Below are 24544 nucleotides of genomic sequence, written 5' to 3'. Positions count from 1 at the left end.
TTAACATCCGTAAAATGTGTCCTTTGTAACAATTCAAAGTCGGAGTTTTTCATGCAAGAAGTAGTTTTTCTAAGCGCTGCCCGTACAGCTATCGGTACCTTTGGCGGCTCTTTTAAGGATCAAGCACCAACACAACTTGGGGCACTTGTGATAAACGAAGCGATTAAACGCGCTGGCGTAGAAAGCTCTGACATCGAACAGGCTGTCATAGGAAATGTGACCCATAGTGAAGCTGCAGATATGTACATGTCGCGCGTGGCTGCTATCGGCGCAGGCATCCCAGAAACAACACCTGCACTAACAGTAAACCGCCTTTGCGGTAGTGGATTACAGGCAATTCTAACTGCAGCCCAACAGATTCAATTAGGCATTTGCAAAACAGTGGTCGCTGGCGGTGCCGAATCGATGAGCCGAGTTCCATACCACCTTCCTTCGGCACGTTTTGGACAACGTATGGGGGATGGAATAATGGTTGATGCAATGGTGGGAGCACTCACCTGTCCCATCAATAAAGTACACATGGGTGTCACTGCAGAGAATCTTGCAGAAAAATACAACATCTCCCGTGAAGAGCAGGATCAACTGGCAGTCACAAGCCATAATCGAGCTCAGAAGGCGATAGAAAATGGCTTCTTCAAAGAGCAGATCGTACCGGTAACATTGAAAACCCGTAAAGGTGAACAACTATTCGATACCGATGAGCATGTTCGCCACAACTGCGCATTAACTGACATGAGCAATTTAAAACCTGTATTTAAACGTGAGGGTACGGTAACTGCAGGTAATGCATCGGGACTGAATGATGCGGCAGCTGCTGTAGTCATGATGTCTGCAGAAGAGGCTCAGCGTCGCAACCTAAAACCGATGGCACGACTGGTCGATTACAGCGTTGCTGGTGTAGACCCAGCCTACATGGGAATTGGTCCAGTGCCTGCGATTCAACAGATCCTTGCGCGCCAGAACCTTTCTGTAGATGACATCGATCTATATGAAGTCAATGAAGCCTTTGCAGCACAGGCTTTGGCTGTTGCTAAAGAGCTAAAACTACCTATGGATCGTCTAAATCCAAACGGAAGCGGGATATCTCTAGGACACCCAATTGGTGCGACGGGCGCCATCATCACGACAAAAGCACTTTACGAACTTGAGCGCACCCAAGGCCGCTTTGCAATCATTAGCCTATGTATCGGTGGCGGCCAAGGAATAGCTGCACTAATAGAACGAACTTAATCAATTTTCGCTCGACACTATCACCCTTGAAGTGTCTTTAGGCGGGTGAATTTCACCCGCCATTTTTTATAAGGTAAAAGAACGATGTATACAGGCGAACATATCCAAGTTATTCAACGCAAAGACTCTATAATTGAGCTTGTCATCAACTCGAATAATGCAAGTGTAAACACATTAAGCGCCGCTGTTTTATCTGAACTGAAAACTGCGATTCAAACGATCAAATCTGAAAGCAGTGCGCTGGGCTTAATTATTCGCAGCAGTAAATCTTCCTTTGTTGTAGGTGCAAATATACTTGAGCTAATCGAGCTACAGAAACAGCCGAAGGCTGCAATACTTGAGATGCTTGACGAAACCCATGCCCTTTTTAATTCAATTGAAAACCTGCCATTCCCAACAGTCAGTATCATTAACGGCATGGCGCTGGGCGGTGGTTTAGAGATCGCTTTAACTACCGATTTTCGTGTAGCTACCCAGGACGCACTTATTGGTCTACCCGAAATTACTCTAGGTCTCTGCCCAGGCTGGGGTGGAAATATTCGAGTTGCTCGATTAGCTGGAGCAGACAAGGCTTTTGAGATGATCCTATCTGGCAGACCATTAAAGGCAGATAAAGCCCGTGAGATAGGATTAGTTGATGCGATTGTTGATGATGCGGGAATTGAAACCGCCAACTCACTAATCTTAAGCAGCAACAAGCAAAAGACAGAGAGTCAACGTCTGCGTAAACACCTAGCATCAGAACAAACCAGTGAAGCCATCAAAGCTGCAGCTCTAAATAAATTTGGATCCCAGTTGGATGCAAATACACCCGCTGCAAATGAGATCATCGAACTAATCAGTAACACAGCTCAATTAGACTTCACTTCAGCACTCGAGGCTGAGGCTCAGTGCTTTGCAACTTTGATGCAATCCGATGCCGGCAAGGCATTAAGCGGCCTCTTTGCGAGTGATCAATTCATTAAAACTCAAGCTAAACGTTTTGCGAAAGCAGGCGGTTCTGTAAGCAAGGGTGCAGTTATTGGCGCCGGCGTCATGGGCGGTGGTATTGCATACCAGTCTGCAATCAGCGGCATTCCGGTTGAGATGAAAGACATCAACGAACCTGCATTAGATCTCGGTGTTTCGACAGCAACCGTACTACTCGATCGCCAAATTAAGAAGGGTAAGCTATCCGAAGCACAGAAGATTGAAACACTCACTAAAATCAATCCAACGCTCGATTACGAAGGCTTTGGTGATGTCGATATGGTTGTTGAAGCTGTGGTCGAAAATCCAAAAGTTAAAGCGATGGTATTGAGTGATGTAGAGAGTGTGTTAAGGGATGACGCTGTACTCTCTTCGAATACATCAACCATCTCAATTACAAGCTTGGCAGAATCGCTTAAGCGTCCAGAGCAATTTTGCGGTATGCACTTTTTCAATCCCGTACATGCGATGCCTCTAGTTGAAGTTATTCGCGGCAAAAAAACCAGCGAAGCAACAGTTGCTCGTGCAGTAAATTACGCACTCGCCATGGGTAAGAAACCTATTGTTGTAAATGATTGTCCAGGCTTTCTAGTTAACCGAATTCTATTTCCCTACTTCAATGCATTTAACCGCCTACTTCTAGATGGCGCAGATTTCGAGCAGATTGATCGTGTAATGGAGACGTTCGGCTGGCCGATGGGACCTGCTTACCTTGCCGATGTTGTTGGCATCGATGTGTTAGTACATGCTGATCAGGTTCTACAGCAAGGCTTCCCTGATCGCATGGGGCATGACGGTACTGTAATTGCTGAGTCGTTGCTTGCAAAAGGTGAGCTAGGACAGAAGAGTGGCTCAGGCTTCTATAGTTATGGCAAAGATGAAAATGGTAATCGTTTCAAACGTCCAGCAGAAAGCACGCTTACGCTCATTTCAGAGCATGCATCGGATCAGCGCAGCTTTACCGATCAAGAGATCATTGATCGCCTCATGATTCCTTTGTGCATGGAAACCGTTCGCTGCTTAGAAGATGGAATCGTCTCATCTGCAGCCGAAGCAGATATGGGTTTAATACTCGGACTAGGCTTTCCAAAATTCCGAGGCGGTGCGCTACGTTATATCGACCTAGTAGGCATTAAAGAGTTCCAAGCAAAGGTAGTGCAATATGCCTCGCTAGGCGCGCTATACCAAACAACTGAAAGCTTCATCGCTCGCGCGACCGAAAACAGAACATTTTACTAATAGGAGTATTATCCATGAGTGACTACCAACACCCACAAGATGATGCACTTTTCGTACTCAATGAAGTGATTGGGTTTGATCAGCTTTGCAATACGATTGGCGCTGAAGAGTGCAACTCCGAATTAGGCGCTATAGTTTTAAACGAAGCAGGAAAACTAGGCAGCCAACTATTGGCACCATTAAACTCTATTGGTGATAAAAACCCACCAAAACTGGACTCTAACGGCGTCCAAGAGACAGCGGGATATAAAGAGGCGTATGCACAATTTGTAGAAGGCGGATGGAACGGCCTCACCTCTAAAGAGGAGTACATGGGTCAAAATCTACCCAATGTATTAGGTACCGCTGTGAACGAAATTTGGCAGAGCGCCAATCTAGCATTTGCACTTTGCCCTCTACTAAACCAGGGTGCTGTTGCAGCAGTAACAGAACACGCTTCCGAAGAACTTAAAGCAGAGTTCCTAGAAAAAATGGTTACAGGTGAGTGGACGGGCACCATGAACCTTACAGAACCAGATGCAGGTTCAGATCTGGCTGCCATTCGATCAACAGCAACACCTATGGGCGATCACTACCTAGTTAAAGGTCAAAAAATCTTCATCACCTGGGGCGATCACCAGATGACAGATAATATTGTCCACTTGGTATTAGCACGCCTTCCAGATGCTCCAGCAGGCGTAAAAGGGATTTCACTATTCTTAGTGCCTAAGTTTCTTAAAGACGCGTCGGGTAATTACACACAACGAAATGATGCACATGCCATAGCCCTTGAGCACAAGCTAGGCATCCACTCTAGTCCAACTTGTGTCATGAGTTTTGGTGATCAGGGCGGCGCAGTGGGTTACCTAATTGGGGAAGCAAACAAAGGCTTAGCGTACATGTTCACAATGATGAATCACGCTCGCCAATCTGTCGGATTACAGGGCCTTTCAATCGCTGAGCGCGCTCGCCAACAATCTGTTAGCTATGCCCGCGATCGTATCCAAGGCCGCTCAAAAAATGGCGACAAACTTGCCATCATCGAATTTCCTGATGTTCGTCGCATGCTTCTGATGCAAAGAGCTGCAACTGAGGCGATGCGCGCATTTGTCCTTGAAGCAGCTGCAGAGATTGATCGTGCACACCACGACGCGGACAACATAGAAGCCCAAAAGCGCGTTGAACTATACACACCTATTGTTAAAGGCTGGATGACTGAACTTGCCCAGGAGGTATGCTCACTTAATGTGCAGATTCATGGCGGCATGGGCTTCATTGAAGAGACAGGTGCCGCGCAACACTTTAGAGATGCACGAATTCTTCCAATATACGAAGGAACAACTGGAATCCAGGCGCTTGATTTAGTGGGACGCAAAACGCTTCTAGATCAGGGCGCTACAGTGAACAACTTCCTAGCAGAAGTGTTAAATACAGCACAAGAAACTGCCCAAGTTGAGGGTTTATCTGTAATCGGGGAAGCGCTTGCCAACTCAGTGAAAGAGGCTCAAGCCGCTGTAAAAGCTATAACAGCATCAGATCTAAACCAGGGTGCGGCCGTTAGCTTCGATTACCTCATGGGCATGGGTTACCTTTGCGGCGGGTGGATGCTTGCGCGCTCGGCTACGGCAGCAAAAACGAGCTCAACCGACAGCTATTCTAGCGACTTTATTGCAGCTAAGTTAGCTACCGCTCAATTCTACATAGAGTATCTACTTCCACGTGCTCAAACCCACCTAGGTCTGGCACAAAAAGGTCTTAACTCCCTATTTAAGTTCGAAATCAGTCAATTTTAAATTTCAGACTTAAATCTTTTGCCCTGTCACAGCAGGGCATTTTTTTGTCTAAAAAGCGCTCTAATACCAATGGATAATATTATCTAAGCATCTGAAAAATATGCATTTATTTAAATTGTGTCACAAATGTTGAAAAGACCGCCCCGCAAAACACAATTCGTCGCATTCTCTTAATAGTTACGACAAGCTTACTACTTAACCTTGGATGAAAAGCTAGAACCACTAAATGAAGTGGAAACCAAGGGATAATAAAAGTAATGGCTTCAAATCAGTCAGAATTCATTCTCCAGACCAAAAATTTGACGAAAGAGTTTAAAGGCTTTACCGCCGTCTCTGATGTTAACTTGAATGTTAAACGCGGCAATATCCACGCGCTTATTGGTCCAAACGGAGCAGGTAAAACCACAGTATTCAACCTGCTGACTAAGTTCCTTCAGCCAACTTCGGGCGTCATTACATTCAATGGGCATGACATTACTCGAAAAGAGCCAGCTGAGATTGCGCGAATGGGTATTATCCGCTCATTCCAAATCTCTGCAGTTTTTCCACACCTGACGGTACTTGAGAATGTCCGTGTTGCTTTGCAGCGTAAAGAGGGGCACAGCATGCACTTCTGGCGCTCAGAAAAAATTCTTAACGGCCTTAATGACCGTTGCATGGAACTACTGGAATCAGTAGGTCTTAAAGAGTTTGCAAACACAGTTACGACTGACCTGGCATACGGCCGTAAACGCGCCCTAGAAATTGCCACAACACTCGCACTAGATCCTGAATTGATGCTCCTTGATGAACCAACTCAGGGTATGGGACATGAGGATGTTGGTCGCACTACGGATCTAATCAAACAGGTAAGCAAAAATCGCACGATTCTTATGGTTGAACATAACCTCAAGGTAGTTTCGACCCTAGCCGATCAAATAACCGTTCTGCAACGCGGCCAGATCCTTACAGAGGGTAATTACGCAACTGTATCTGCAGATCCACAAGTTCGCGAAGCCTACATGGGCCGCGAAGCAGATGCAGCAGGAGCACACTAATGAGCCATAGTCATCGAGAAAAGATTCGCATTAGCAACCTTCACGCTTACTACGGTGAAAGTCACATCCTGCACGGTATCGACCTTCATGTTATGGAGGGAGAGCTTGTCACCCTGTTAGGGCGCAATGGTTCAGGGCGCTCTACAACCTTAAAAGCGATCATGAACCTGGTAGGCAAACGTAGCGGTCAGATCGTCATTAATGGCAATGAAACCATCAACATGGCTTCACACCGCATTGCCCATTTGGGACTTGGCTACTGTCCCGAAGAGCGTGGCATCTTCGCAAGCTTGAACGTAGAGGAAAATTTGATGCTTCCTCCAAATGTTCGCTCTGGCGGGATGAGCGTCGATGAAATTTTTGAGATGTTCCCTAACCTATATGAGCGCCGAATGAGTCAGGGCACGCGCTTATCAGGTGGTGAGCAGCAGATGCTTGCGCTTGCTCGCATTCTAAGAACAGGTGCCAACATCCTTCTACTTGATGAAATCACTGAAGGTCTTGCACCGGTTATTAACGACAAACTTGCCGATGTTCTTGTACAGCTTAAAGAGCGCGGCTTAACAATTTTGCTTGTTGAACAAAACTTCCGCTTTGCGGCTCCGATAGCTGACCGTCACTACGTGATGGAGCACGGACACATAGTTGAAGAGATTCAAGCAGATGAATTGGAAGCAAAAACAGAGCTTCTAAACAGCTACCTAGGCGTCTAATTAAACAGCCGAAGATAGTCAGATAACAAAAAAATCCAATGTGGAGAAAAGATGATGCGTAAAACACTACTCGCTTCAATGATCGCAGCTAGCATGGCAGCAACAGCGACTGCAGCAACTGTAGACGGCAAAGTTAAAATCGGTGTAATTGGCGACATGGGCGGCATATACGCTGACGTTGGCGGCAAGGGTATGACCGAAGCTACTCAGATGGCTATCGATGATTTCGGTGGCAAAGTTCTTGGTCAGCCAATCGAACTTGTTTCAGCAGATTCACAGCTTAAGCCAGACGTTGCCTCTTCAATCGTTCGTAAGTGGGTTGAAGACGAAGGCGTAGACACCATCGGCGGCCTAGTATCTTCAGCTGTAACAGGCGCTGTAACTCAGGTGACTTCTGCGAACAAAAACATCGCACTGATCACTGGTTCAGCTTCACACTCTTTCACAGCTAAAGCAGGTGTTTGTTCTCCATACATCGCTCACTGGACATACAACGTAGCAGCTCTTGCAAACGGTACTGTTAAGAACATGGTTGCTGCAGGCAAGAAGAAGTGGTTCTTCATCACTGCTGACTACTCTTTCGGCCACGCGCTTGAAGGTGTTTCTAGCGGCGTAATCAAAGCGAACGGCGGTGAAGTAGTAGGTGCAGTTCGTGCTCCACTAGGTACAACAGACTTCTCTTCTTACGTACTACAGGCTCAGGCTTCTGGCGCTGAAGTTGTAGCACTTGCTAACGCAGGTAACGACACAACTAACGCTCTAAGAGCTGCTATCGAGTTCGGTCTAACAGAACAGTCTGATATCGCAGGTCTGCTTGTTTTCGCAACAGATACTAAAGCGATGGACGGCAATGTTGCTAAAGGCATGCGTCTAACAACTGGTTTCTACTGGGATATGGACGAGCAGACTCGTGAATGGAGCAACCGCTTCAAAGCGATCCACGGCTCAATCCCAACAATGGTTCACGCAGGTGCTTATTCAGCAACTATGAACTACCTGAAAGCTGTTGAAGCAGCAGGTACCGACGATGCTGACGCTGTTATGGCTAAGATGAAGTCTGCTAACCCAACTGACTTCTTCGCTCGTAACGCGTCTCTACGTGGCGACGGTCGTATGGTTCACGACATGCTTCTAGTAGAGATCAAAGATCCTGCAAACCGTAAATCTGAAGATGACATCTACGACATCGTAAAAGTTATCCCAGGTAACGAAGCTTACAACCCAATGAACCCAGAGTGTGATTTCTCTGCTAAGTAATTGCGGTTAAATAAAGGGGGAGTGCTTGGCGCTCCCCATCTTTCAGTTTGAGATCGGTAATAGCATGTTCGATATCAATATTATGGCGTTAAGCGGGCAACTGCTGGTAGGACTGATAAACGGTTCTTTCTACGCCCTTTTAAGTTTAGGTCTTGCCATCATTTTTGGTCTGTTGCGAATCATCAACTTCGCTCAGGGCGCAATGTATATGCTTGGTGCTTTTGCTGCGCTATTAGCATTCAAATGGACCGGTTTGAATTACTGGGCAGCACTTGTTGTCGTGCCAGTAACTGTCGGTGTATTGGGCATACTTATCGAACGTTTCTTAATCCGTCCGATCGCTAATTTAGACCATCTATACAGTCTACTTTTAACCTTCGGTATCGCTCTCATGCTGCAGGGTACTTTTACCCACATATTCGGTTCATCTGGTCAGGGCTACCCTGTGCCAGCTGAACTAAAAGGCGGTATTAAACTACCGTTCATGTACCTGCCTACTTACCGCGCTTGGATCATTGTTGCATCAGTTGTGGTCTGCCTAGGCACCTGGTTCATGATTGAAAAGACCAAACTTGGAGCTTACCTTCGCGCAGGTACTGAGAACCCTAAACTCCTTCAAGCCTTTGGTATTAACGTACCCTTGATGGTCACACTAACCTTTGGTTTTGGTGTGGCTCTAGCTGGTTTAGCCGGTGTTCTTGCAGCACCTGTCTACTCTGTATCACCGGATATGGGCTCTAGCATTTTGATTATTGTATTTGCCATCGTAGTCATTGGTGGCATGGGCTCCATCGGTGGCGCTATCGCTACCGGTTTAGGCATGGGGGTTGTTGAAGGTCTAACTAAATACTTCTACCCAGAAGCATCCACTACAGTCATTTTTGTTGTGATGATGCTGGTTCTGATGTTTAAACCTGCTGGTTTATTTGGAAAAGAGGCATAACAGATGAATACCAATATTCGAAATCTAATTATTGCCGTAGTAGTGCTTGGCGTGGCGCCCTACCTACTCTACCCAGTTTTTTTGGCTAAACTTCTCTGCTTTGCGCTATTTGCAGCCGCATTCAATCTACTTCTTGGTTATGCTGGCATCCTCTCTTTTGGCCACGCAGCCTTCCTAAGTACCGGCGGCTACATTACCGGATGGGCGATGATGAATCTTGGCGTATCAACTGAGATTGGTATTCTTATGGGTACCCTAGCTGGCGCACTACTTGGGGCAATTTACGGCAAATTGGCAATCAAGCGCGAAGGCATCTACTTTGCAATGGTTACCCTTGCTCTCGCTCAGTTAACCTTCTTCGTATACCTGCAATCTGATTTCACAGGTGGCGAGAACGGCATGCAGGGCATTCCCCGCGGTAACCTCTTTGGCCTCATCGACCTTACAGATAATGTCGCGATGTACTACACGGTCGCTGTCATCTTCCTGATTGGGTTTGCGATCATTCAGCGTACTGTGCACTCGCCTTTTGGCCAGGTTCTTAAAGCTATCCGCGAGAACGAGCCACGTGCAATCTCTCTGGGATACAACGTTAACAACTACAAGTGGCTGGCATTTATTATCTCATCTGCACTTGCAGCACTAGCGGGTTCAACCAAGACTATTGTCTTCAACCTAGCGTCACTTACCGATGCTCACTGGCACATGTCGGGTGAAGTTATCCTGATGACTCTAGTTGGTGGTGTAGGCACTCTCATGGGACCAGTGGTGGGGGCAGGTGTCATAGTAACAATGCAAAACTACCTATCTACAGGCGACCTAGGTAACTACATTCACATCATTATGGGTGCGGTGTTTGTTATCTGTGTACTTGCATTCCGCGCAGGTATTGTTGGCCAATTCAAAAAATTCAAAGAGCGTAACTTCTAACAATTTAAGTTACTCTCACAAGGGCTGACATTTTGTCGGCCTTTTTTATCTATTAAGACTAGGATATATCAATGCTCTACCTTGAAGACCTGAATGCCGGAGATAGATTTGAGAGTGAAAGCTATGAGATCACTGATGAAAATATCGTAGCCTTTGCTGAGCACTATGACCCACAACCCTTCCATCTATCAGATGAATCTGCGCAGGACTCCTTCTTTGAGAGCCTTGCAGCAAGTGGCTGGCAGGTGGGTTCTATCACTATGCGTCTGATTGCCAAATCCTTGCCGATTGCCTCAGGGGTTATTGGTGGTGGAGTCACCCTTCGCTGGCTAACACCAACGCGTCCTGGAGATGTACTACACGTTGAGACAGAAATTTTAGAGGTGATCCCTTCGAAGTCGAAACCAGATCGCGGTGTGGTGAAGATTCTTGCTAAAACCATCAACCAGCATGGGGAAACACGCCAAACATTTGATAGCTCGCTATTGGTATTTCGCACCAGCGCGGGAGTGAAAGGCGGAATTTTCGCTCCAAAATAGTCAACTAATTTAAATGAGCAATCAACCAGATGTGGCATAGCGAAACGACCACCGTTAGATGAGTTCTCAATCTCCGATAATCGCCATCTTCAATCTGAGTATGATCCCAGGCCCACCAAACCAAAAAGGCAATTAACCCAACCCACAAACCTAAATAGAGGGGGAGTAAAAGTGCCAACCAGGCTAAAAGTGAAGGGAGCATGCAAATGGCCAAACGAGCATCAGAAGCAAAGTTGCTATCCCGCATAGCAACTCCCCAGTGAATCCCTCCTAAAAACGAGAGGATCACAGCGGAATAACTCATAAAAGCCGATACAGACGCTGCATCTTCAAACTGAAAAGCCAATCCGACGAAAGGGATCAACCCGGCATAACCCAGACGGTGTGCTAACTTAATCACGCGAAATACTCTTAACTGTTTCTATGAGTTACGCAGCTGTCGGTATTCAGGATCTTATTCGATATTCTGTATCTGCTCGCGCATCTGTTCAATCAAAACCTTAAGCTCTACCGCGCTTTGAGTCGTTGCGACGACAACGGATTTGGAGCCCAGTGTGTTAGCTTCACGGTTCAACTCTTGCATTAGAAAATCCAGCTTACGACCAATTGGCCCCTTCTCTATTAAGATGCGTCTTACTTCAGTCACATGGGTATCTAGACGGTCCAGCTCTTCTGCAACGTCGGCACGTTGTGCCAACAGCACTACCTCTTGCTCAAGACGTTCGGCATCAAGGTCGACTCCTAATTGCGACACTCTTTCGACTAGATTCGCTTTTTGATTTTCGATAATTTGCGGAATTTTTGATCTTATTTTGCCGACGATCGCCGCAATTGACTGCAACCTATCCTCTATCAAACCCGCCAACTCAATCCCTTCGCGATGACGGCCCTCAATAAGTTGAGCCAATGCGTCATCAAATAGCGCTAGCGCGGCCTGACCTACCTCACCAGGATCAGCTGAAGTGCTGTTCATCACGCCCGGGAATTGAAGCAGAGCCAAAGGATCAACCCTTCCCTCTGAAGCACCACTGAGTTTAATCTGCTGTAGCGCTTCATTAATCTGCTGCAACCGCACTTGATCCACTTGAACACTCTGCTGACCCACCGATTCATGGAACCGAAGCGAACATTCAACTTTGCCGCGGGCCAGGCGTTTGCGCAGCTTGTCGCGAATGGCTATCTCGTGCTGACGCATAAAGTCTGGAAGTTTGAAATGAGGCTCTAAGAAACGCTGATTAACCGAACGAATTTCCCAAACCAAGGTACCCCATGAAAATTCAGCTTCTGAACGGGCAAAAGCGGTCATACTCTGTGTCATATACTGTCAAACTCGATTACCATAGATTGATTGTCACTATAACAGCCGATGCCGGCACTTTTAAGGTACCTACATGAGCTCTCCACTCTCTGATCAATTGAAAAACCTAGGTTTAGATGCAATGCGCCCAAGTGGGCGTCAACCAGACCAAATGCGCGACGTTAAAGTCACTCGTAATTTTACAATGCATGCAGAAGGTTCGGTTTTGATCGAGTTTGGCAATACAAAAGTCCTTTGTAATGCGTCAGTTACTCGAGGTGTACCTCGCTGGTTGCGCGGATCAGGCTCAGGTTGGGTAACCGCTGAGTATGGCATGCTGCCTCGTGCAACCAATAGCCGCACCGATCGTGAGGCATCGCGCGGTAAGCAGTCAGGACGCACGCTTGAGATTCAGCGCCTGATCGGCCGTTCACTGCGTGCTGCGATTGATCTAGATAAGCTAGGCGAGAACACCATCACCATCGACTGTGATGTTCTGCAAGCAGATGGTGGTACTCGTACCGCCTCAATTACCGGTTCGTACATTGCGCTGATTGATGCGATCAACGAACTGAAAAAAGACAAAAACGGCGCACTAAAAGGCAACCCGATTAAAAACCAAGTCGCAGCTATTTCGGTGGGCATCTATAAAGGCCAAGCGGTATTGGATTTGGATTATGCAGAAGATTCAACAGCCGAAACTGATATGAACGTCGTCATGACTGAAACCGGCGGTTTTGTTGAAGTCCAAGGCACAGCAGAAGGTGCTCCTTACACTCAAGATGAACTGAATCAGATGCTAACCTTAGCTAAGAAAGGCATTGAAGAGCTCACAGCAATCCAAAAAGCCTCACTGGCGTAAGCAACTAAAATTTAATTTCCTGGAACTAAGAATGACTATCAAACAACTCGCTACAGCTCTATCTTTGATGATTTTCAGCAGCATGGCGTTTGCCCATACTGGTGAAGGTATCAACACAGGTTTTGCATCTGGCTTCTGGCACCCCATCATGGGTTGGGATCATGTCGTTGCAATGGTTGCAGTCGGCCTTTGGGGTGCTTTTTTAGGCGCACCCGCCATCTGGATACTTCCGGTCGTTTTTCCACTGGTCATGGCAATTGGCGGTGCTTTAGGCATTGCCGGTATGCCGCTTCCTGCAGTGGAGACGGGTATTGCGCTTTCGGGTGTGGTTCTTGGTCTGCTGATTGTCTTTGCTGTTAAGGCACCGCTATGGATAGCCGCTGTGATCGTGGGCATCTTTGCGATCTTCCATGGTCACGCTCACGGCACAGAGTTCCCAACAGAGTTTAACGCTTACGGTTATGCCGTTGGATTTGTAATTGCGACTGGTCTACTGCACCTTATCGGTATCGCGTTCGGCTTCCTAACCAAACTCGATTTTGGTGCGAGTTTGGTTCGTCTAGGTGGGGCGATCATTGCATTAGTCGGTGCTGGCTACCTATTTGGTGTGCTTTAACCTATGGTCTATCCATCACGCTCAATACTGCTTCTTTTGACCTCAGTGTTACTGCCTAACCTGGCAGTAGCGCATAGTTTTGGGGCTGGCACCGATCAATTTGCTAGTTTTGTTGAAGGGGCCAGCGTGGTGATCTTTGATCAAGTCACTCTATTTGCCACCCTCTCTTTAGGCCTAATGATTGCACTGTGGAAGAATCGCGGTGTGGTTCAAGCCCTTCCCCTCTTTGTTGTGGGGTTAGTCTTGGGCTTTTTACTGGCGCCTTCAGTAACCACCTGGGTGATGATGGGGGCTACGGTTGTCGGCGCTATCACTGCAACCCTGGGTGCTAGCTTGAACCAGCAGTTCAAACCGCTAACACTGATCCTTGCACTGTTTACTGGCCTGCTTGTCCAGATGGTCTCTTTGGAGGGGCATGTCTGGATGGAGTTAAGCGTCTCCATCTATGTCGGTGTGACACTTGGGGCGATATTGCCAGTGATGCTTGGCGCCGCAACCGGTGAGTTACTACTGGAAAAGCTGCCCGCAACCTTTTCACGAATTGCCGTCAGGGTAGCCTGCTCTTGGCTCGCAGCGATTCAGATCATGATGTTAGCTTTCTTCTCGCACTAACAATAAAATACCCTCGTAAAGAGGGTTTCTAAAATCCAATTCTCAATTAAAAATCGAGATCGTAATCCACGATGTAGGGTGCATGCTCAGAGAACTGCTGACCTTTGTAGATACTGCAGTGCTGAATGGTTTTACGCAGACCTTGAGTCGTAATCTGGTAATCCAAGCGCGCACCTTCATTTAGCTCACGGGCACGGTTGTAGTCTGGCCACCAAGTGTATTCGCGATCCGCTTTTGTACACTCACGCATTGTGTCGACGTAGCCCATTTCACCGAATAGCTCCTCCATGAACTCACGCTCTTCTGGAAGGAATCCAGATACGGTCTGATTGGCATACCAGTTACTCAAGTCGACCGGTTTGTGCGCAATTTTCATGCTACCGGCGAAGATGAATTCACGACGCTTGCGAAGAGTCTTCTCAAAGTGACTTTCAAATTGCTCAATGAACTTCTCTTTCTCTGCTTGAGCGTCTGGTCCTTTGAGACCCGATGGCACATTAAAAGAACCGACGCTGAATCGTTCGAAGTCAGCCTGAATATAACGGCCTTGGAAATCGCACTGTTCAAAACCTAAGCCGATCATAATCGCTTTAGGTAGACGGCGGGTGTAGATCGCTACACCGCTGTAGTCATCATCAAAGGCTTCAAAGAAGTAGGCTTCGTAACCCTCAGGGTGGTAGCGAGAATCATCTAATTGATACTCACGTGCACGAATGTTTTGCAAGCAGACAACATCCGCATCCTGCTTAACCATCCAATCGAAAAAGCCCCGATCAGCGGCTTGAACAATGCCTTGAGTATTAAAAGTAATTACGCGCATGAGTTCGAAGCGCTCCGTATAACTATTGTTGTTAGACTAAAGATTGCAATTGTAGCGATAGATTCATAAAAACGGAATTTTTTAAAGCTGAAAGAAGTTGGTTTGGGAGTTGAACTCTGTTCAGGTATCCTACGCGGATTAAACCCAGTTCTAAGGATTTCACTATTATGCAAAGCTACCAGCGTGAGTTCATCGAATTCGCAATCGAAAAAGGCGTTCTTAAATTTGGTGAGTTCACCCTAAAATCGGGTAGAACTAGCCCTTACTTTTTTAACGCAGGCCTTTTCAATACCGGTGATGCCATAGCAAAACTGGGTCGTTTCTATGCAGCGGCAATTGAAGACGCGAAGATCGATTACGACGTCATGCTTGGGCCTGCTTACAAAGGCATTCCCCTTGCAACAACGACCGTCGTTGCACTGGCAAATGATTTCGGTAAAGACGTTCCTTATGTTTTTAACCGCAAAGAGGTTAAGGATCACGGTGAAGGTGGCAACCTAGTGGGCGCACCACTCGCTGGCCGTGTTCTGATCATCGACGATGTCATTACCGCGGGTACCGCTATCCGTGAGGTGATGACGCTGATCGACGAAAATGGTGCAACACCAGCCGCCACGGTGATCGCACTGAACCGTATGGAACGAGGTACAGGTGAGCTTTCCGCCATTCAGGAAGTTGAGCGTGACTACAACATGCAAGTTGCTAGCATCATTTCCTTAGATGATCTCGTTGAGTACCTTGAAGAGCAAGGTGGTCGTGATGCTGAGTTAACGGCCATTCGAGCCTACCGTGACGAATACGGAATCAGCGCATAACTTATGCAGTTTAAAGCAGTCCTACTTAGATCAATACTCACGCTGAGTCTGGCTGCTTTTGCATCCTCACAAGCCGTTGCAAACACACTTACTGTGTTTGCAGCAGCGAGCTTAAAAAATGCGATCGATGAGATCACAGAACATTACGAGGCAGACCATTCAGACTCGATTGTTGTCTCTTATGCGGGGTCTGCCACCTTAGCACGTCAAATAGAGATGGGCGCACCAGCCGATATTTTCATCTCTGCCAACACTGCCTGGATGGATTACCTATCTGATAGGGCGCTAATTAATGAACCGACTCGCTTCAACCTTGCCAGTAATCAGTTGGTACTGATAAGTCATACTCCAGACGCAAAACTCACCCTCACCAGGTCGCAAGAACTGCTCGATTGGCTGGACAATGAATACCTGGCCATGGGTCTTGTGGAATCTGTACCTGCTGGCATTTACGGTAAGCAAGCACTTACTTATTTTGATCTTTGGGACCCCCTTAAGCAGCAAGTCGCTCAATCAGACAATGTGCGGTCTGCACTTGCATTAGTTGCTTCAGGTGAAGCACCTTTAGGGATCGTCTATCACTCGGATGCGGTGGCTGAACCCAAGGTCTCAATAGCTGCCACCTTCCCTACAGAGTCCCATGACAGAATTCTATATCCGGTTGCGGCTGTTACAGAGAGTGATAAATCAACCGCGGCATTTTTAGAGTTTTTGCGCTCAGAGCAGTCTAGGGCGATACTAGAGCGCAACGGCTTTTTAATGGATTCGCAACAACGTGACTGATTGGCTAGGCCCCAACGAGTGGGCGGCAGTTCTCCTATCAATTAAGGTAGCTTTTTGGGCAACACTGCTTAGCCTGCCTGTGGCCATTGGCGTTGCCTATCTTCTGGCGAAAAAGGAGTTTGCAGGGAAACAGCTTCTCAACGGAATTGTCCATCTACCCTTGATCTTACCGCCCGTTGTAACGGGTTATCTGCTGTTAATGACCTTCGGAAAACGCACGCCTGTCGGATCATTCCTTGCTGAGTGGGGAATTGAGTTTGCTTTCCGCTGGAGCGGTGCCGCATTAGCAGCAGCCATCATGGCTTTTCCATTACTGGTTCGCGCTATTCGTCTCTCCATTGAAGCCATTGATCCTAAATTAGAGGAAGCGGCCGCAACCCTGGGTGCCTCAAGGCGCTGGGTGTTTATCACCATCACCCTACCTTTAATGCTTCCTGGTGTGATCGCCGGCTCCGTTCTGGGCTTTGCCAAAGCGATGGGTGAGTTTGGAGCCACCATCACCTTTGTATCGAATATTCCAGGTCAGACTCAGACACTCCCTTCGGCTATCTATGCGTTTCTTCAGGTACCCGGTGGTGAAAGCTCTGCGACCAAACTGGTGATCATCTCTATTATCATTGCGATGAGTGCACTTCTTGCCTCTGAATGGCTGTCACGTCGTATGAGCCGGAGGTTGCAGTCATGACACTGTCAGTCACTTTGCAGCAGTCGATGCCAAACTTCTCGCTTGATATAGCCTTTGAAGCCCCCAGTGGCATCACGGTTCTATTTGGCGAGTCAGGTTCAGGGAAAACCACCACAATCAATGCGATAGCCGGCTTGCAAAGCAACAGCCAAGGCCGCGTCACTCTGTCCGATCGGGTGTTATTTGATAGCGCTTCAAACACGAGCTTAAAGCCCTATCAACGCAACATTGGCTACATTTTTCAAGAGAGCCGACTCTTTCCACATCTGACAGTAGAGCAGAATCTAAATTACGCGAAACGCTTCAATAAGGTCGACAAAAGCGTCGATTTTTACCAGATCGTCGAACTTTTAGGTATAAAACCCCTACTTAGGCGAACGCCAAATTCACTCTCTGGTGGTGAAAAACAGCGTGTTGCGATTGGTCGTGCGTTATTAAGCGCACCAGATCTTATTCTGGCCGATGAACCCCTTGCAGCACTCGATGGCGCCCGAAAAGCGGAGCTACTCCCCTACTTCAAAAAATTAAACCGGGAATTGGGTATTCCTATGCTCTACGTAACCCACTCACCCGAAGAGGTATTAGAGCTGGCTGACCATGTCATCGCACTGGAGCAGGGCCGCATTGTGACTCAAGGGCCTGCGCGAGAGGTGATGGCCAACAGCAAGGTCGCGCGAACCGCCAATCGTGCGATCAAGTCGACACTGACAACCCAGTTAGTGGCACAACACCCCGATGGACTGTCCGAGCTTCAAGTGGCCAGCGAAACACTCTATGTGCCGACCCTTGATGCACCCATAGGTTCAGCGGTCTGCCTTGAACTGGTCGCGAACGATCTAATCCTATCGACCGCAAAAGTGGCAGGCATCTCTGCCTTGAATCAGGTTTCCGGAAGGGTTGAATCCATTGAAACGACTTCATCGAGTGATGTACTTATTAACGTGTGCATTGCAACAGATATCGTCTCAACACACATCACCAAACGCTCCCTTAACAATCTAAACCTCAAGATCGGCGATCCCTGCGTTCTGATCATAAAATCGGTCAACATCTGCCCCTCTAACCGCTGCCAAGGTTGAGATTTTCTCAACTAGTCGTGAGCATTTATCGTTAAGACTTTAGATATATATCAATTACTTTTGACTATATAACCGATTACAATTCTGAAACTTTGTGCAGTGCACATAATTTTTGTGCTTAATTTGTCTACTGGAGGCATCCCCGATGATTTCAGAATCGGTTGTGGAACTATCGCGTTGGCAGTTTGCTATTACCGCGATGTATCACTTTCTATTTGTACCACTGACCCTCGGTCTATCCTTCCTGCTGGCCATCATGGAATCTGTCTATGTCATGACCGGCAAGCAGATCTACCGCGATATGACCAAATTCTGGGGTAAGTTGTTCGGTATTAACTTCGCGCTAGGTGTGACCACCGGTTTGACCATGGAGTTCCAATTTGGAACCAACTGGGCCTACTACTCGCACTACGTGGGCGACGTCTTTGGTGCACCGCTGGCGATTGAAGGTCTGGTAGCCTTCTTCCTTGAATCCACTATGATCGGCCTGTTCTTCTTCGGTTGGGATCGCCTGAGCAAGGTACAGCACCTTGCTGTGACCTGGTTGGTCGCACTGGGCTCTAACTTCTCTGCGTTGTGGATTTTGATCGCCAACGGTTGGATGCAGAACCCTGTTGGGGCCTACTTCAACTTTGAAACCATGCGCATGGAGATGGACAGCTTCGCGGAAGTCCTGCTAAACCCAGTGGCGCAGGTTAAGTTTGTTCACACTGTCTCTGCAGGTTATGTAACGGGCGCTATCTTCGTTCTAGCCGTCAGCAGCTACTTCATGCTGCGTAACCGTGACATTCCATTTGCACGTCGTTCATTCGCGATCGCTTCAGCCTTCGGTTTAGCCTCTGCGATCTCTGTCATCGTGTTAGGTGACGAATCTGGCTACGAAGTGGGCGAAGTGCAGAAGGTTAAATTGGCAGCGATCGAGGCGGAGTGGGATACACACCCAGCACCTGCAGCCTTTACCGTTGTCGGCCTTCCCAATGAAGAGACCATGACAACTGACTACGCTCTGAAAATTCCGGGCGCCTTGGGTCTAATTGCAACCCGCTCCTTGGATGAGGAGGTTACCGGTATTAAAGATCTAGTGGCTCATGCTGAAGATCGCATTCGCAACGGCATTGTCGCTTATGGCCTTCTAGAGAAACTGCGTAACGGTGAAGACACTCCTGAAAATCGTGCTGCGTTCTCTAAAGTCAGCGTTGATCTGGGCTACGGTCTGCTGTTGAAGCGTTACACGCAGGCGGTTGTTGACGCGACCGAAGAGCAGATCAAACTGGCGGCTCGGGACACCATTCCACAGGTGGCTCCGATGTTCTGGACCTTCCGTGTCATGGTCGGTGCAGGCTTTACGATGCTGCTTCTATTTGTCCTAGCCTTCTACTACACCGCTAAGCGTAAGGCTTACCAGACACGTTGGTTGCAGTGGTTCGCACTTCTCTCTCTACCGCTTCCTTGGATTGCCAGTGAGATGGGTTGGTTCGTTGCTGAATTTGGCCGTCAACCTTGGGCGATCGGTGAAATTCTTCCGACCTATGTCGCAACCTCTCACCTAACTGAGACGGATCTGTGGATGAGCTTGGCGGGCTTTATTGGACTCTACACTCTGTTCTTGGTCATCGAGATCTACCTGATGGTGAAATACATCCGCAAAGGCCCAAGCGCCTTGCAGACTGGCCGTTACCACTTTGAACAGAACACAGCGACTCAAGGAGCTTAATGATGTTTGATTACGAAACGCTTCGACTTGTTTGGTGGCTGCTGGTTGGTGTACTGCTGATTGGTTTTGCCATTGCAGACGGCATGGATTTGGGTACTGCTATGATGATCCCTGTATTGGGTAAAACGGACACTGAGCGCCGCGTCATCATCAATACCATCGGGCCTCACTGGGACGGTAACCAGGTGTGGTTAATCACTGCCGGTGGTGCCATCTTTGCCGCTTGGCCACTGGTTTACGCAACAGCATTCTCTGGCTTCTACTGGGCCATGCTACTGGTACTGTTCGCACTATTCTTCCGTCCTGTCGGATTTGAGTACCGCTCTAAGAAGGACTCTGTCGCTTGGCGTCGCAACTGGGACTATGCACTGGCAGTGGGCTCGTTTGTTCCATCACTGGTCTTTGGTGTGGCATTCGGCAACCTATTCTTAGGCGTGCCCTTCTACTTTGACGAGTTTACCCGCCCAATCTACACCGGTTCTTTCTGGGCTCTGTTGAACCCATTCGCCATTGTCTGTGGCCTAGCCAGCGTGGTAATGCTTGCTCTGCAGGGTGCAACTTGGTTGCAGATGCGTGCCGGCGGTGAGGTTCAAGGCCGCGCTCAAACTATGGCAACTCTGCTAGGTCCGGTTCTAACGGTACTCTTAGCGGTTGCGGGTGCATGGTTGTACTACGGTATTCCTGGTTACGAAATCAGCTCTACTGTCGTGGGTGATGCTCCTTCTAACCCGTTGAGCAAAACCGTAACGACCACTGACAACTGGTTCGGTAACTACACCGATTACCCAATCCTTTGGACATTGGTAGCGGCATCTGTGGCACTCCCTCTGCTAACAAGCTTAATGGCTAAAGCGGGTAAAAGTGGTTTTGCCTTTACGTTGAGCTCACTGGCGATCGCAGCGATCATTCTTATGACCGGTTTCACCCTATTCCCATTCGTGATGCCTTCATCGACTGATCTAGCCAGCGCTCTAACGCTGTGGGATGCGACGTCGAGTGAACTGACACTTGAGATCATGTTCTGGGTGGCTCTGTTCTTTGTACCGATCATTTTGGGTTACACCTTCTGGGGCTACTACAAAATGTGGCGTCGAATTGAACCTGAGTTCATCGAACAAAACAGCGTTTCAAACTACTAGGAGATTAAGAAGATGTGGTATTTTGCTTGGATCCTTGGCGTACTCCTAGCCTGCAGCTTCGGCATCATCAACGCGATGTGGTTGGATGCTGAAGAGGAGCAGCGCGCAGACGATTAATCTGTACGCTCTAGCTGTACGTAATCAAGGGGCTTTCGAGCCCCTTTTTTTGTAAACCTTAGTGAGTGTTAAGTTGGCCAGACAACGAAAATCCAACCCGACCGCAATCCTCGATCAGCACCAGTTTGATCTGAAGGGTTCCATGCGCCTGTCGCTGCTATTGGGCGTGATTCAAACGCTTTGTACTATTGGATTCGCCTACTGGGTCGCTCTGTTGATCGATCAGGTATTAACTCAGGGCAGCTTAGATCACAGCCCGCTTCTTTTGGTCGCTGCGGCCTTCCTCATTCTTGCCGTTAAAGCGGCTGCATCACTCTGGCAATCGACTATCAATCTGCGCAACTCAGTCACCATCCGCGATCGCTTGCGAGAGCAGATTCTTAGCCTCAGTTTTAAAACTGGGATTTCGCTCTTCCCTGCTTTCAAGCCGGCACAACTGGCCAACCTGCTGACCAGTGAAGTCGACAAGCTCAAAGAGTATTACGCAGAGTTTAAGATTCAAAAGCAGATGGCTGTATGGACTCCCGTTTTGATTCTAATTGCCGCTAGCTTTGTGAACTGGTTAGTGCCGCTGATTTTGTTGCTGACCACGCCTTTGATTCCGATCTTTATGATCATTGTCGGTAATAAAGCGGGGGAAGCGTCACGCAACAACTTAGAGCAGCTCAATCGGCTTGGCCATCTACTCGAAGATCGTCTTCGTAACGTCGATCTGCTTCAGCAAGAGAGAGCAGTCGATAGAGAGACCGAGGCGTTGCATCATCAATCGGATCAGTTCCGTATTAGCACGATGAAAGTTCTGCGTTTGGCGTTTCTGTCCGGGACGCTCTTGGAGTTTTTTGCCGCGATCAGCGTGGCACTGGTCGCAGTCTATTTAGGACTCTTCTTTTTGGACAAATACTCTCTCGGTGCATGGGGAACAGACATCAGTTTTGCTGAAGGTGCCTTTCTATTGATGCTAGCGCCCGAATACTACTTACCCCTGCGTAAGATGGGCGCGCTATACCACGCAAAATCGAATGCTCGGGCTGTCGCCGAGCAAATTGAGCAACTCAAACAGGCCGCTGAACAGTCAAGGGTAGTTAGTGAACCTTCAAAAGCAGGCTCTTTTAAAGCATCGATAAAAATCGAAGGCCTAGTATCAGGTAGTGATCAAGCCATTCACAAACCTATCTCTGTTGAGCTTAAAGCGGGTGAATCACTACTGATTGAAGCGCCTTCTGGCACAGGAAAAACGAGCTTACTCGATACCCTAGCAGGGCTTCGTCCCCCACTATCTGGATCCCTGTCTGCTGACGAAACAACAATCGAACCTTACAGCAACCCTCACTGGCAGCAGACCATTGGATACATAACCCAGCACCCAGAACTGATCTATGGATCGTTAAGGGAGAACCTCTGCTTAGGTAAGAGTTACTCTGATGATGACATTTGGGCTGCCCTAGGATCGGCTCAATTAGAAACCGTCGTTAAGCAACTTCCGCAGGGTTTGGACTACTTCATCACGGACTCTGGGCACTTTCTATCGGGAGGTCAGACACAACGTCTTTCGATTGCGCGAGCGCTTCTGCATCGACCTAAACTATTGCTTCTTGATGAACCTGTAGCGAACTTAGATGTTGATACCGCCGAATTGTTTATGAATGCTCTAAACCAGTATGTTGAACAGGGTGGCATGATCATCATGGCCAGTCACCGCACCAATCGCTTCAACTTCACGCAACGACTCACTTTAGCTAAAGCGGAGGTAGATGCATGAATCGACACTACTGGTCTCTACTGCTAGCAGAGCGAGGCGTCTTTCTACTCGGCTTAACCCTATCCATTGTCACTGCATTTGCCGGCATCGCTCTACTGGCTGTATCAGGCTGGTTCATCAGTGCAGCGGCTTTAGCCGGTGTGACGGCAGCCGCCGCTCATGCATTTAACTTTTTCACCCCCGGCGCCATCGTTCGTGGTCTCTCCATTGCCCGCACAGCTGGTCGCTACGGGGAGCGATTGGCCAATCACGAAGCAACCTTTAGGCTCATATCGACACTAAGACGAGATATCTTCTCTCGATTAGCCAACAGCCAAAACATCAGCGCACGGATGAATCGACACGACAGTGCGAGTCAGATGCTGCAGGATATTCAAAACATTGAAGGGATCCATCTGCATTCGCTCGTGCCTGCCATTACCGCTCTCTTTTCAGCGCTTGGGTTTATTCTGGTTACGGCTCTGTTTCTACCCGGTCTAGCGATAGCTAGCCTGCCATTAATTCTATTAGCTTTGATCGGAATTCCTTGGCTCTATGCTAAAGCGGTTCTGGAGCCCGAGTCTGAGCTGCATCTGAGTCGAAATGCACTCTGGTCACGCGCCAGCGGTATCTTCTCAAGCTTGCGCCTGCTCACCCTGTCGCAGCAGCTTGAACATGAGGGCAATAGGTTGCGCCAGCAGAGCCGACAGTCGGATCTATTCGAACTCCAAGCCCTAAAGCGCCAGCAACTCATCAACCTTCTATCGCAATTGATTAATTTATCTTTGGTCGGCTTAACACTGCTCATGGCTCTGCAGGCCTATCTCACGGGTGAACTGGCCGGCGCATTAATCTTTATGTTGCTGCTGTTATCTCTCGGAACCATTGAGGTCTTTGCCGCTGCAAATGGAGCCATCTCGCACCTTCTGTTAGGCCAACGCGCTTTAAGTCGCTTAGGCAAAAGTAGTAAAAATCAGCAAAACTTCGAAGAAAAACGCACTATATGCATAGAAAAGCCCTATTTTGGTATCTCAATCAAAGAGCTCTCATACGCTTATGAGGGGAGTGCACAGAGCGTCTTCGAAGCGCGATCTGTTGAGTTTAATCAGCTAGGTTTAAACTGGATTGCCGGACAGAGTGGCCGCGGTAAAACCACACTACTTCGATTAATTGCTGGCGAACTTGAGCTACAGCAGGGCAGCCTGATCGTTGAAGGTACCGCCTTATCTCAAATCGCTTATCTACCTCAACGAGTACAGATTGTTCGCTCTACACTGCGTCACAACCTGGACTTCACTGGCCAACGAAGCGACGAAGAGATTATCAGTGCACTGCAAACAGTAGAGCTAGGCGAATGGGTCGAATCACTACCCAAGCAACTCGACACTTGGATTGGTCCTGGTGAATGGGAGCCATCTGGCGGTGAGTTAAAACGCATTGGTTTGGCGCGTCTGCTTCTGAAACAGGCTGACATCCTGCTGTTAGATGAGCCCTTCGCTGGAATGGATGCTGAGCTTCAATCCACCATCGTCAATTCGCTACGAGATCTTTGGCAACATAAGCTGGTTATTCTGGTGTCACATGATCTTGAGCAACGAGCTTCGCAGGACGCCTTACACCAGCTGTAGAGAGACATTG

Annotated in this window: 24 protein-coding genes; 21 read left to right on the top strand and 3 right to left on the bottom strand. The window is 48.1% G+C overall.

Annotated elements, in window-relative coordinates; genetic code table 11:
* Positions 1 to 51: 51 nt before the first annotated feature.
* The 9 genes from bktB (at position 52) to XMM312_RS04925 (ending at position 10629) form a co-directional block, all read left to right on the top strand.
* Complete coding sequence (gene bktB / locus XMM312_RS04965) at positions 52 to 1230, top strand: beta-ketothiolase BktB (protein WP_173481671.1); 1179 nt, start codon at positions 52 to 54, stop codon at positions 1228 to 1230.
* Between the two features lie 84 nt (positions 1231 to 1314).
* The gene (fadB, locus tag XMM312_RS04960; protein WP_173481670.1) at positions 1315 to 3438 is read left to right on the top strand and encodes a fatty acid oxidation complex subunit alpha FadB; all 2124 of its coding nucleotides are present in this window, start codon (positions 1315 to 1317) and stop codon (positions 3436 to 3438) included.
* Positions 3439 to 3452: 14 nt separating this feature from the next.
* Positions 3453 to 5210, top strand: coding sequence for an acyl-CoA dehydrogenase (locus tag XMM312_RS04955; RefSeq protein ID WP_173481669.1), 1758 nt, complete (start codon positions 3453 to 3455; stop codon positions 5208 to 5210).
* Between the two features lie 257 nt (positions 5211 to 5467).
* Complete coding sequence (locus XMM312_RS04950) at positions 5468 to 6247, top strand: ABC transporter ATP-binding protein (protein ID WP_173481668.1); 780 nt, start codon at positions 5468 to 5470, stop codon at positions 6245 to 6247.
* Complete coding sequence (locus XMM312_RS04945) at positions 6247 to 6960, top strand: ABC transporter ATP-binding protein (protein ID WP_173481667.1); 714 nt, start codon at positions 6247 to 6249, stop codon at positions 6958 to 6960. Before XMM312_RS04950 ends, XMM312_RS04945 begins: the two co-directional genes overlap by 1 nt.
* 51 nt (positions 6961 to 7011) lie before the next feature.
* The gene (locus XMM312_RS04940) at positions 7012 to 8217 is read left to right on the top strand and encodes an ABC transporter substrate-binding protein (RefSeq protein WP_217363841.1); all 1206 of its coding nucleotides are present in this window, start codon (positions 7012 to 7014) and stop codon (positions 8215 to 8217) included.
* A 64-nt stretch (positions 8218 to 8281) separates the two neighbouring features.
* Positions 8282 to 9160: a branched-chain amino acid ABC transporter permease gene (locus tag XMM312_RS04935; protein WP_173481806.1), complete on the top strand. Its 879-nt coding sequence runs from the start codon at positions 8282 to 8284 to the stop codon at positions 9158 to 9160.
* Positions 9161 to 9163: 3 nt separating this feature from the next.
* Complete coding sequence (locus tag XMM312_RS04930; protein ID WP_173481666.1) at positions 9164 to 10090, top strand: branched-chain amino acid ABC transporter permease; 927 nt, start codon at positions 9164 to 9166, stop codon at positions 10088 to 10090.
* A gap of 71 nt (positions 10091 to 10161) precedes the next feature.
* Positions 10162 to 10629: a MaoC family dehydratase gene (locus tag XMM312_RS04925; RefSeq protein WP_173488783.1), complete on the top strand. Its 468-nt coding sequence runs from the start codon at positions 10162 to 10164 to the stop codon at positions 10627 to 10629.
* A gap of 4 nt (positions 10630 to 10633) precedes the next feature.
* Here the strand turns inward: XMM312_RS04925 and XMM312_RS04920 are convergent, their stop codons facing one another.
* Together XMM312_RS04920 and XMM312_RS04915 are read right to left on the bottom strand one after the other, a co-directional pair.
* The gene (locus XMM312_RS04920; protein ID WP_173481664.1) at positions 10634 to 11029 is read right to left on the bottom strand and encodes a DUF3429 domain-containing protein; all 396 of its coding nucleotides are present in this window, start codon (positions 11027 to 11029) and stop codon (positions 10634 to 10636) included.
* Positions 11030 to 11083: 54 nt separating this feature from the next.
* Positions 11084 to 11935: a YicC/YloC family endoribonuclease gene (locus tag XMM312_RS04915; RefSeq protein WP_254442852.1), complete on the bottom strand. Its 852-nt coding sequence runs from the start codon at positions 11933 to 11935 to the stop codon at positions 11084 to 11086.
* An 85-nt stretch (positions 11936 to 12020) separates the two neighbouring features.
* Here XMM312_RS04915 and rph point away from each other — a divergent pair, with 85 nt between their 5' ends.
* The 3 genes from rph to XMM312_RS04900 are packed head-to-tail and all read left to right on the top strand — an operon-like array spanning position 12021 to position 14016.
* A complete protein-coding gene (gene rph, locus XMM312_RS04910) occupies positions 12021 to 12788 on the top strand; it encodes a ribonuclease PH (protein ID WP_305792080.1) in 768 nt (255 codons plus the stop codon).
* Between the two features lie 31 nt (positions 12789 to 12819).
* Positions 12820 to 13404 carry a HupE/UreJ family protein gene (locus XMM312_RS04905; RefSeq protein ID WP_173481947.1) on the top strand — a complete coding sequence of 195 codons (585 nt, stop codon included), beginning with the start codon at positions 12820 to 12822 and terminating at the stop codon, positions 13402 to 13404.
* A 3-nt stretch (positions 13405 to 13407) separates the two neighbouring features.
* The gene (locus XMM312_RS04900; protein ID WP_173481946.1) at positions 13408 to 14016 is read left to right on the top strand and encodes a hypothetical protein; all 609 of its coding nucleotides are present in this window, start codon (positions 13408 to 13410) and stop codon (positions 14014 to 14016) included.
* A gap of 46 nt (positions 14017 to 14062) precedes the next feature.
* On the opposite strand, the gene XMM312_RS04895 is transcribed toward XMM312_RS04900, so the two are convergent.
* The gene (locus tag XMM312_RS04895; protein WP_173481945.1) at positions 14063 to 14836 is read right to left on the bottom strand and encodes an exodeoxyribonuclease III; all 774 of its coding nucleotides are present in this window, start codon (positions 14834 to 14836) and stop codon (positions 14063 to 14065) included.
* 167 nt (positions 14837 to 15003) lie between these two features.
* Between XMM312_RS04895 and pyrE the strand changes: the two genes are divergently transcribed.
* The 9 genes from pyrE to XMM312_RS04850 all read left to right on the top strand — a co-directional run bounded on the left by pyrE (position 15004) and on the right by XMM312_RS04850 (position 24534).
* On the top strand, positions 15004 to 15651 hold the full coding sequence (gene pyrE, locus XMM312_RS04890) for an orotate phosphoribosyltransferase (RefSeq protein WP_173481944.1): 648 nt from the start codon (positions 15004 to 15006) through the stop codon (positions 15649 to 15651).
* A 3-nt stretch (positions 15652 to 15654) separates the two neighbouring features.
* On the top strand, positions 15655 to 16434 hold the full coding sequence (modA, locus tag XMM312_RS04885) for a molybdate ABC transporter substrate-binding protein (protein ID WP_173481943.1): 780 nt from the start codon (positions 15655 to 15657) through the stop codon (positions 16432 to 16434).
* Positions 16427 to 17119, top strand: a complete 693-nt coding sequence (gene modB / locus XMM312_RS04880) for a molybdate ABC transporter permease subunit (protein ID WP_173481942.1) — start codon at positions 16427 to 16429, stop codon at positions 17117 to 17119. The genes modA and modB overlap by 8 nt, the downstream gene beginning before the upstream one ends.
* A complete protein-coding gene (gene modC, locus XMM312_RS04875) occupies positions 17116 to 18198 on the top strand; it encodes a molybdenum ABC transporter ATP-binding protein (RefSeq protein ID WP_173481941.1) in 1083 nt (360 codons plus the stop codon). Before modB ends, modC begins: the two co-directional genes overlap by 4 nt.
* A gap of 145 nt (positions 18199 to 18343) precedes the next feature.
* Positions 18344 to 19912, top strand: coding sequence for a cytochrome ubiquinol oxidase subunit I (locus tag XMM312_RS04870; protein WP_173481940.1), 1569 nt, complete (start codon positions 18344 to 18346; stop codon positions 19910 to 19912).
* Between the two features lie 2 nt (positions 19913 to 19914).
* Positions 19915 to 21051 (top strand): cytochrome d ubiquinol oxidase subunit II, encoded by a 1137-nt coding sequence (gene cydB / locus XMM312_RS04865; RefSeq protein ID WP_173481939.1) that lies wholly within the window; start codon positions 19915 to 19917, stop codon positions 21049 to 21051.
* A 12-nt stretch (positions 21052 to 21063) separates the two neighbouring features.
* Positions 21064 to 21168: a cytochrome bd-I oxidase subunit CydX gene (cydX, locus tag XMM312_RS04860; RefSeq protein ID WP_173481938.1), complete on the top strand. Its 105-nt coding sequence runs from the start codon at positions 21064 to 21066 to the stop codon at positions 21166 to 21168.
* 73 nt (positions 21169 to 21241) lie between these two features.
* Positions 21242 to 22927, top strand: a complete 1686-nt coding sequence (gene cydD, locus XMM312_RS04855; RefSeq protein ID WP_173481937.1) for a thiol reductant ABC exporter subunit CydD — start codon at positions 21242 to 21244, stop codon at positions 22925 to 22927.
* The gene (locus XMM312_RS04850; RefSeq protein ID WP_173481936.1) at positions 22924 to 24534 is read left to right on the top strand and encodes an amino acid ABC transporter ATP-binding/permease protein; all 1611 of its coding nucleotides are present in this window, start codon (positions 22924 to 22926) and stop codon (positions 24532 to 24534) included. Before cydD ends, XMM312_RS04850 begins: the two co-directional genes overlap by 4 nt.
* The last annotated feature ends 10 nt before the right edge of the window (positions 24535 to 24544 follow it).

Origin of the sequence: Marinobacterium sp. xm-m-312, assembly GCF_013283295.1 — a bacterium.
Taxonomy (GTDB): domain Bacteria; phylum Pseudomonadota; class Gammaproteobacteria; order Pseudomonadales; family Balneatricaceae; genus Marinobacterium_E.
Note: the sequence above shows the minus strand (reverse complement) of the source record. Positions and strands in the feature narration are given on the sequence as shown.